This is a genomic window from Streptomyces glaucescens (assembly GCF_002154375.1).
In the GTDB taxonomy this organism is placed as follows: Bacteria; Actinomycetota; Actinomycetes; order Streptomycetales; family Streptomycetaceae; genus Streptomyces; species Streptomyces glaucescens.
This window is the reverse complement of the sequence record NZ_MUND01000818.1, coordinates 1-7,299: the sequence shown is the minus strand read 5'-3', so window position 1 is coordinate 7,299 and position 7,299 is coordinate 1. Positions and strand designations below refer to the sequence as shown.

At 71.8% G+C, this 7,299-nt stretch carries 5 protein-coding genes; 1 reads left to right on the top strand and 4 read right to left on the bottom strand.

What is annotated here, in order from left to right; genetic code table 11:
* The 4 genes from CCN42_RS37770 to CCN42_RS37755 form a co-directional block, all read right to left on the bottom strand.
* Positions 1 to 3,627, bottom strand: a 3,627-nt coding sequence (locus CCN42_RS37770) for a putative T7SS-secreted protein (RefSeq protein WP_086741769.1), incomplete at its 3' end; no start/stop codon positions are given.
* Positions 3,624 to 4,115, bottom strand: a complete 492-nt coding sequence (locus CCN42_RS37765; RefSeq protein WP_086741768.1) for a hypothetical protein — start codon at positions 4,113 to 4,115, stop codon at positions 3,624 to 3,626. The genes CCN42_RS37770 and CCN42_RS37765, both read right to left, overlap by 4 nt.
* A gap of 4 nt (positions 4,116 to 4,119) precedes the next feature.
* Positions 4,120 to 4,539, bottom strand: a complete 420-nt coding sequence (locus CCN42_RS37760; protein WP_158102190.1) for an SseB family protein — start codon at positions 4,537 to 4,539, stop codon at positions 4,120 to 4,122.
* 97 nt (positions 4,540 to 4,636) lie between these two features.
* Positions 4,637 to 6,337: a chitinase gene (locus CCN42_RS37755; RefSeq protein ID WP_086741766.1), complete on the bottom strand. Its 1,701-nt coding sequence runs from the start codon at positions 6,335 to 6,337 to the stop codon at positions 4,637 to 4,639.
* A gap of 356 nt (positions 6,338 to 6,693) precedes the next feature.
* Between CCN42_RS37755 and CCN42_RS37750 the strand changes: the two genes are divergently transcribed.
* A partial coding sequence (locus CCN42_RS37750) for a hypothetical protein (RefSeq protein WP_169731598.1) occupies positions 6,694 to 7,299 on the top strand: 606 nt, incomplete at its 3' end.

Genomic DNA, 7,299 nt, shown 5'->3' with positions numbered 1-7,299 from the left:
GGTGGTGCCGTCCCAGGTGAACACGACCTGTTCCACGACCGTCTCGCCGTCCTCCGCCAGGCGGAGTTTCGCCGTGCGGCGGCCCAGGGGGTCGTAGGTGTAGCGCCAGCGGGTGCCGTCGGGCGTGGTCACCGAGGTGAGGCGGTCTTCCGCGTCCCACTCGTAGCGCCATGTGTCCGGCTTGCGGGAGAGGCGGGTCTTCTGGCGGAGGACTGTGCGGCCCAGTTCGTCGTGTTCGTAGCGGACTCGGCCGGCTCGGGTGATGCGGGTGCCGGTGTACTCGCGATCGCCCACAGCCTCGGCGCCCGGGTGGGAGGAGGGCCAGGAGGCCGACGTCTGGTTGCCCGCGGCGTCGTAGGCGTACGTCTCCGTCCAGTTCGCCGCGTGGACGGCCGTGACACGGCCGACGGCGTCGAGGTCGAAGCGGCGGGAGCCGGAGAGCTGGTCGTCGATGCCGGTCAGGCTGCCGTCGGCGCGGTAGGTGTACGTGCGGTTCTGGAGCCGTGCTCCGCCCGCTCCGGTCACCGATTGCGTCGTCAGGCGTCCGAGGTCGTCGAAGCCGTGCTCCAGGGTGACCGTCTCGCCGATCCGGCGGGACAGTTCGCGGCCTGCCTCGTCGTACGTGAAGTCGATGGCGCGGCCCGAGGCCACCATGCCTGTGCGGCGGCCGGCCGCGTCGTAGGTCCACGTCGTCGTCGCACCGGCCGGGGTTACGCGGCCCGTTCGGCGGCCCAGGGTGTCGTAGGTGTATGTCAGGGTCCGGTCGTCGACCGTCTCGGCCAGCAGGCGGCCGTACTCGTCGCGGGACAGGACCAGCGTCGTGCCGTCCGGGCCGGTGGCCTCGGCGAGCTGGTCCGTCGTGTCGTACGTGAACGTGGTGGCCCGGCCCGCCGCGTCCTTGCGGATCACCTGGCCCAGCGCGTTGCGCTCGAAGGAGATCGTCTCGCCGAGCGCGTTCGCTCGGGAGGCCAGGCGGCCCGCCGCGTCGTACGCGTACGTCAGCCGCCGGTCGTCGAAGTCGGTCTCCGCGATCAGGTGGCCGGCCGCGTCGTACTCGTACGACCACGTCAGGCCCTGTGGGTTCGTGACCTTCGTCAGCCGCAGCTCCAGGTCGTGGTCGAAGTCGTAGCGCACGCCGTCCGGGCCCGTCCGGGACGTCAGCAGGTCGAAGTGCGTGTACTCGAAGCGAGAGACGCCGCCGAGCGGGTCGGTGTGGCTGGTGCAGTTGCCCTCGCCGTCGTACGTCCATGTCTCGGTGGTGCCGTCCGGGGCCGTACGGCGGGACAGGCGGCCCTCCACCGTCCACGCGAGGCGGGTGGTCGAGCCGGTGGGGTCTGTGACGGCGACCGGGCGGCCGAACGCGTCGCGTTCGTAGCGGGTGACCGCGCCGAGCGGGTCCGTGATCTCCACCGGCAGACCTGCCGCGTCGCAGCGGATCGTCGTCGTGTGGCCGAGCGGGTCGGTGACGGAGGTGAGGTGGCCCGCGTCGGTGTAGGTGAAGCGCGTGGTCTCGCCCGACGGGCGGGTCACCGACGTCCTGTTGCCACGCTCGTCGTACGTCTGCAGCACGGTCGTGCCGTCCGTGTTCCGCACCCGGACGGGGCGGCCCAGCTCGTCGTACTCCGCCGTCGATTCCCGGCCGTCGGCGCGGACGACCGACACGAGGCTGCCCGCGTCGTCGTAGCGGAGCGACGTGACGTGGCCCAGCGGGTCGGTGCGGGAGAGCACGCGGTGGTAGCGGTCCCGTTCGAAGCGGGTGACCGCGCCGAGCGGGTCGATCTCGGCGACCACCTGGGACAGGTCGTTGACCAGGTAGCGGTGGACGTGTCCGGTGCCCGTCGTCGCCGTCGTCGTGCGCAGGCCCGTCTCCGGGTCGCGTTCGCCGTACTCCAGGCGGAGGCTCATGTGGCCCGCGGCGCCGCCCTCGGCGATGCAGCGGTCCCGGTCGTCGTACTCGTACGTGTAGCCGCGGTCGTTGGTGTCGGTCCAGGAGGTGATCCGGCCCGCTTCGTCGTACGTGAAGCGCAGGGGGACGCCGGAGGAGTTCACGACCTCGGTGAGGTCGCCCGCCTCCGAGTAGCCGTAGCGGATCAGTTCCTGGTCCGTGCCGTCGGGGGCGGCGCCCGCCAGGTGCAGCGCCGTGATGCGGTGGTCCTCGGTCGTGATGCGGACGCGGTAGCCGCCGCTGTGGGTCAGGGCGAGCGGGGTGCCGTCGGGGGCGTACTCGAAGGTGATCCAGTTGCCGTTGCGGTCGTCGATCTGTTCCAGACGGGCGTGGTCGTCCGTCTGGTCCTCGAAGTGCCAGACGCGGCCCGTCGCCGGGTCGGTGATCCGGTAGCCCTCCGGGTCCCGGCGCAGCGGCCAGCGCGGGCCCTCGGCCGGGAGGGCCGGGGCGCCGTCCGCCTCGGGGCGGGGGTAGGCGAGGATCAGGCCGTCCTCGTGGACGAAGACGATGCGTTCGGCGTCGATCTCCAGGCGCTGGTCGACGGTGTTCGACCAGGAGGGGCCGAACCAGCGGCCGGCCCGGTAGCCGGACTGCGCGCGGCGTTTGAAGACCAGGGGGAGGGCGCCGGGGAGCGTGAGGTCGGTCTGCGGCAGGTACATCCTGCCGGTGGCGAGGTCGACGGGGTCCGTCGGGTTGCTGGCCGAGCGATGGCCGTCCTCGCTGTAGGTGCCCGGCTCGGCCCCGTTCACATGGTCGGCGCCCGTGCCGAGGCCGGTGGCCCGGCCCGTCCCGTCGACCCCGTCCAGCCGGCGCGCGAGGCCCGCCGAGCCGCCCACCACGGCACCGCCGGCCAGGCTCGGGGCCAGATACCCCAGCATCCGCACCGGGTCCTTCTCGAAGGCGTCCCAGGTGTTCGTGGCGCCCTGGTAGAAGTCCTTGGAGAAGGCGACGGGGTCCCGGACGGCCGCGATGCCGCCGTCGAGGAGCATCGCGCCGTCGTGGAGGTACGCGCCGGGCTCGGTCAGGAGGCGGCCCGGGTTGACCGCGATGGCCAGGTCGGCGAAGTCGTTCACGGCCTCTTTCGCGCCGCCCTTGAAGCGGGACCAGGCGCTCGGCCGCTTCGGGGCCTTCTCCGCTGCCTCGGTCAGCTCCCGCTTGGCGGTGGCGGCGGCTTCCTCGACGTCCTTCCGGGCGGCCTCGATCATGCCGACCAGTTCGGCCATCAGGGTCTTGCCGGGGTCGGTCTCCGGCGGACTGGCGGCCGCGGTGTCGCCCGCCTTCACCGACGCGTCGTGGTCCGACACCGCCTTGTCGTACGCGCGCGACAGCTCCCGCGCTGTCGGGGCCTCGTTCTCGAGGATCCGCCGGGTGAGGCGCTGGGCGCCGTCCAGGACGTTGCGGTACGCCAGTACCGCCAGCCCGGCCGCGACGAACGCGTCCAGCGCGGTGTCCAGGTCCTTCGGCAGCCGTTTGACGGTGTCGCGGAACACCTCGGCCGCCTCGCCCTGCCAGGGGTCGGTGTTCAGTTTGCGCAGCTGCTCCGCGCCCTGGCCGAAGTGGGCCGCCGTACCGGCCAGTTTCTTGATCAGCTGGTCCAGCTCGGACGGCTTGCCCGGCACCCAGTCCTGCACGGTGTCCGTCGCCGCGATCCATGCCCTGCGGCGGAAGTGCGTCTCGGTCATCGCGGGGGTGCCTGCTTCTCGCCGTGGCCCGGCGGGGGGCTGTCCCGGCGCTCCTGGAAGTGCTGCTTCCCGCCCTCGACGCCGTAGCCCTCCAGCCACGTCGTCACCGGGTGGTCGTCCTTGTACTGCTCCTGCAGCCGGACCTGCCGCGCCTCGTACCCCACCTTCGTGTCGGTGACGAGGAAGGTGTTGATCGCGGAGGCGAGCGCGGCGACGATGACCTCCGCGTCGTCGGCTATGCAGCCGAGGCCGTGGCTCCACTTGGCGATGAAGGTGTCGACGGCGTCCGTCACGTCGTCCGCGCCGGTCTTGTCGAGGGTGGTCAGCGTCAGGAACTCCAGGCGCTGTTCCGCGCTTTCACCGGCGAGTTCGCGTGCCGCCGCCGTCGACTCCACGAGCGGACGCTCGATGGACTGGAGGAAGTGCACCTCGTACGCGAACTCGCCGCCGTCGGCCCCTCTGGGGATCAGCCAGGCTTCGCCGCCCATGCCGTCACGCCCCCAGGTTCCGGTACGAGATGTGCAGCACCGGCTCGGTGCCGACGGCCGCCGAGGCCAGCCGCACCGCGTGCTCCGAGGCCGGGTCCAGCCAGACGTCCAGTCCGGGCGGCAGCAGGCCGAGCACGTCGGCCCCGGTGGTGGAGAACCAGGGGCCCTCGCCGGCGAACAGGGCGAACTGCTCCAGCGAGGTGAAGACGGGGACGAGGCGGTTTGCCGCTCGCGGCGGCGGGTCATCCGCGACGAGGTCCAGCAGGCTGGAACGCGGGCCCCCGGCCCCGTGACCGGCCACGTCCGTCGGCGCGGGCACCGTCAGGAACCCCGGCTCCTCAGGCCGCTCGCAGTACACCCGTGCCCGGACGAACGCCTCGAAGACGTCCTGCGGCGAGGCCTTGGCCTCTCGCGCTCGCCGCACGACGTCAACCAGATCGCGGACTTCGACCCCCGTACTCATGTTCGCAAAGATCACACGGGCCGGTTACGGAGCGCAAAGCGGCCCACGCGTTTTCGGACTACGGCAGTGCGTGCACGTGCGGTCCCACCGCGTTCGACCAGGCGTTGCCCGCCGTCGCGTCCCAGTTGGTGGACCAGGTCATCGCGCCGCGCAGGCCGGGGTAGGTCCGCGGGGGCTTGAAGGAGCCGCAGTTGGCGGCCTTGGTCAGGCAGTCCAGTGCGGCGTTGACGACCGAGGGGGACACGTAGCCGCTGCCCGCTCCCCGGGTGGAGGCCGGGAGTCCGAGGCCGACCTGGGACGGGGCCAGGCCGTTCTCCAGCTGGATGCAGGCGAGGGCGGTGAGGAAGTCGACCGAGCCCTGGCTGTAGACCTTGCCGTCGCAGCCGAGCATGGAGCCGCTGTTGTAGTACTGCATGTTGACGACGGTGAGGATGTCCTTGATGTTCAGGGCCGTCTGGAAGTAGGAGTTCGACGTCGACTGCATGTCGATGGTCTGCGGGGCCATCGTGATGATCAGGGAGGGGCCCGCCTTCGCGGACAGGGACCGCAGCGCCTGGGTCATGTACGTCGCGTTGAGGCCGTTCTCCAGGTCGATGTCGACGCCGTCGAAGCCGTACGTCTGCATCAGGGAGTGGACCGAGTTCGCGAAGTTCGCGGCCGATGCCGCGTCGTTCACCGCGACCCGCCCGAGTTCGCCGCCCACCGAGATGATCACCTTCTTGCCGGCCGCCTGCTTGGCCTTGATGTCGGCCTTGAACTGGTCGACGGTGTAGCCGCCGAGGCCGGCCGAGTCCAGGTTGAAGGTCACCGCGCCCGGTGTGCTCGTCGCGTCGGCGAAGGCCACGGCGATGATGTCGTACTGGGCCTGGACGTCGGAGAGCCGCTGGACGGCCGCCCCGTTGTCGAAGTTCTGCCAGTAGCCGGTCACCGCGTGCTTGGGCACGGAGCCCCCGCCGCCCCCGCCGGTCGGCGCGGTCGTCGCGGTGACGGTCGCCGACTTCGGTGACTCGCCCGCCGCGTTGGTCGCGGTGACCTGGAAGGAGTACGACGTGGAGGCCGCCAGTCCGGTCACGGTGGCCGAGGTGCCGGTCACCGCGGTCGCCTTCGTGCCGTTGCGGTAGACGGTGTAGCCGGTCGCGCCCGAGACCGTGTTCCAGGTGAGGGAGACGGAGGAGGAGGTCGTGCCCGCGACGGACAGGCCGCCGGGGGCGCCGGGGACCGTCGGGGCCGGGTTGCCGCCTCCGCCGCCGTCGGGGCCGAAGACGGACACGTCGTCGACGTGGTAGGCCGCCTGGCCGTACCAGCCGTGGGTGTAGACCGTCACCGAGGTGGTGGACGCGCCGGTGGTGAAGGTGGTCGTCAGCTGCTTCCAGGCCGGGGCGTCGGGGGTCCACGTCGAGACGTCCGTGGTGCCCGTGCCGGTCGCGCCGAGGTAGGCGTATCCGCCCTGGACCCAGGCGCTGAGCGTGTACGTGGAGTTGGGCTTGACGGCGACCGTCTGGGTGCAGCGGGCGTTGTCCTGGCCGGCGGGGGTGGCCTTCAGCGCGGCCGTGCCGCCGTGCACGGGGGAGGAGACGGCCGTACCGCTGCCCGCCGAGCACGTCCAGTCGGCGAGGCCCGCCTCGAAGCCGGCGTTCCGCACGTTGTTGACGTCCGCGGCGGACGCCTGGGTGGCGGTGGTGAGGGAGAGGGCGAGGGCGGCGGTGGCTGCGCCCGACCAGAGGCGTATGCGCCTGCTGCGTCTGCGTACGGGGTCCACTGGGGCCTCCGGTGGGGAGTGGGGGTCGTTCGGGACGACGGTGGCCACCGCTGCCACAAAGTTGGTCCAGACCAATTGAGTTGTCAAGGGCCAGGGCCCGAGACGGTCCGTCGAACGCACGGCGACCGGAGTCTCCGGTCCCGGTTCACCCGAAGGGTGCCGCTTCGTGCGGCCGTGTGCACAACCTGTCCCGTTTTGCCGTGACTTGTGCGAAGACAGTTGTCCGCGAGCTAGACAAACGCTGTTCTCCGGTCACATGGCCGTGGATACAGTGCTGAGGTAGTCACGCAATGAAGTCATTTCGGTGCGGCGGAGTAACCCCGGCGGACCGACCGGCGTGAGACGGAGAGCTGCGCGTGCCCACTGCCATTGCCGTGACCAGCGCCGACCTGGCGCTGCCACCGCAGGACGAGCGAACGCTGCCCGCCGTCGTCCTGAAGGACCTCGACCGGCGTCCCCTGGAACAGGTCCTCGCCGAGGTGACGGCCGTCCTGGAGGCCCACGGCCACCTCGTCGTCGTCCACTCCGCGGCCGCCCCCGCCGCCGTCGAACGGCGGCTGCGCACCGTCCGCTCCCTGCTGGAGACCGACCGGATCGCGCTCCTCACGCCCGGACTCCCGCCGCTCGGCGTCGCCGTCCTCGCCCGCCAGCTGCGCCAGCTCGCCTCCTGCGACCTCGGCCCCGGCGTCCTGGCCTCCGCGGGCCGGCTGCTCACCCACTACATCCACGCCGGCGCCCTGCTCGGCTCGGTGACCCGCCTCGACCGCATCCCCGTCGACCTCAAGGCGCACGCCAAGTCCTGGCTGCCCGGGAGCCAGTTCGCCGTCGTGGCGCACCCGCAGCCGCAGCTCGTCCGGCTCGCCCCCGGAGCCTCCCTCGCCGGCCCCGAGTTCGCCACCTGGATGCTCACCGCCAAGGGCCAGCTCCAGTCCGACTGGGTCACCGGCACCCTCGGCCCGTCC

Coding starts and splice junctions, on each gene's coding strand:
- CCN42_RS37765 (WP_086741768.1), bottom strand. CDS start 4,115: ATGGGCGGCGAAGCCTGGCTGATCCCCAGAGGGGCCGACGGCGGCGAG.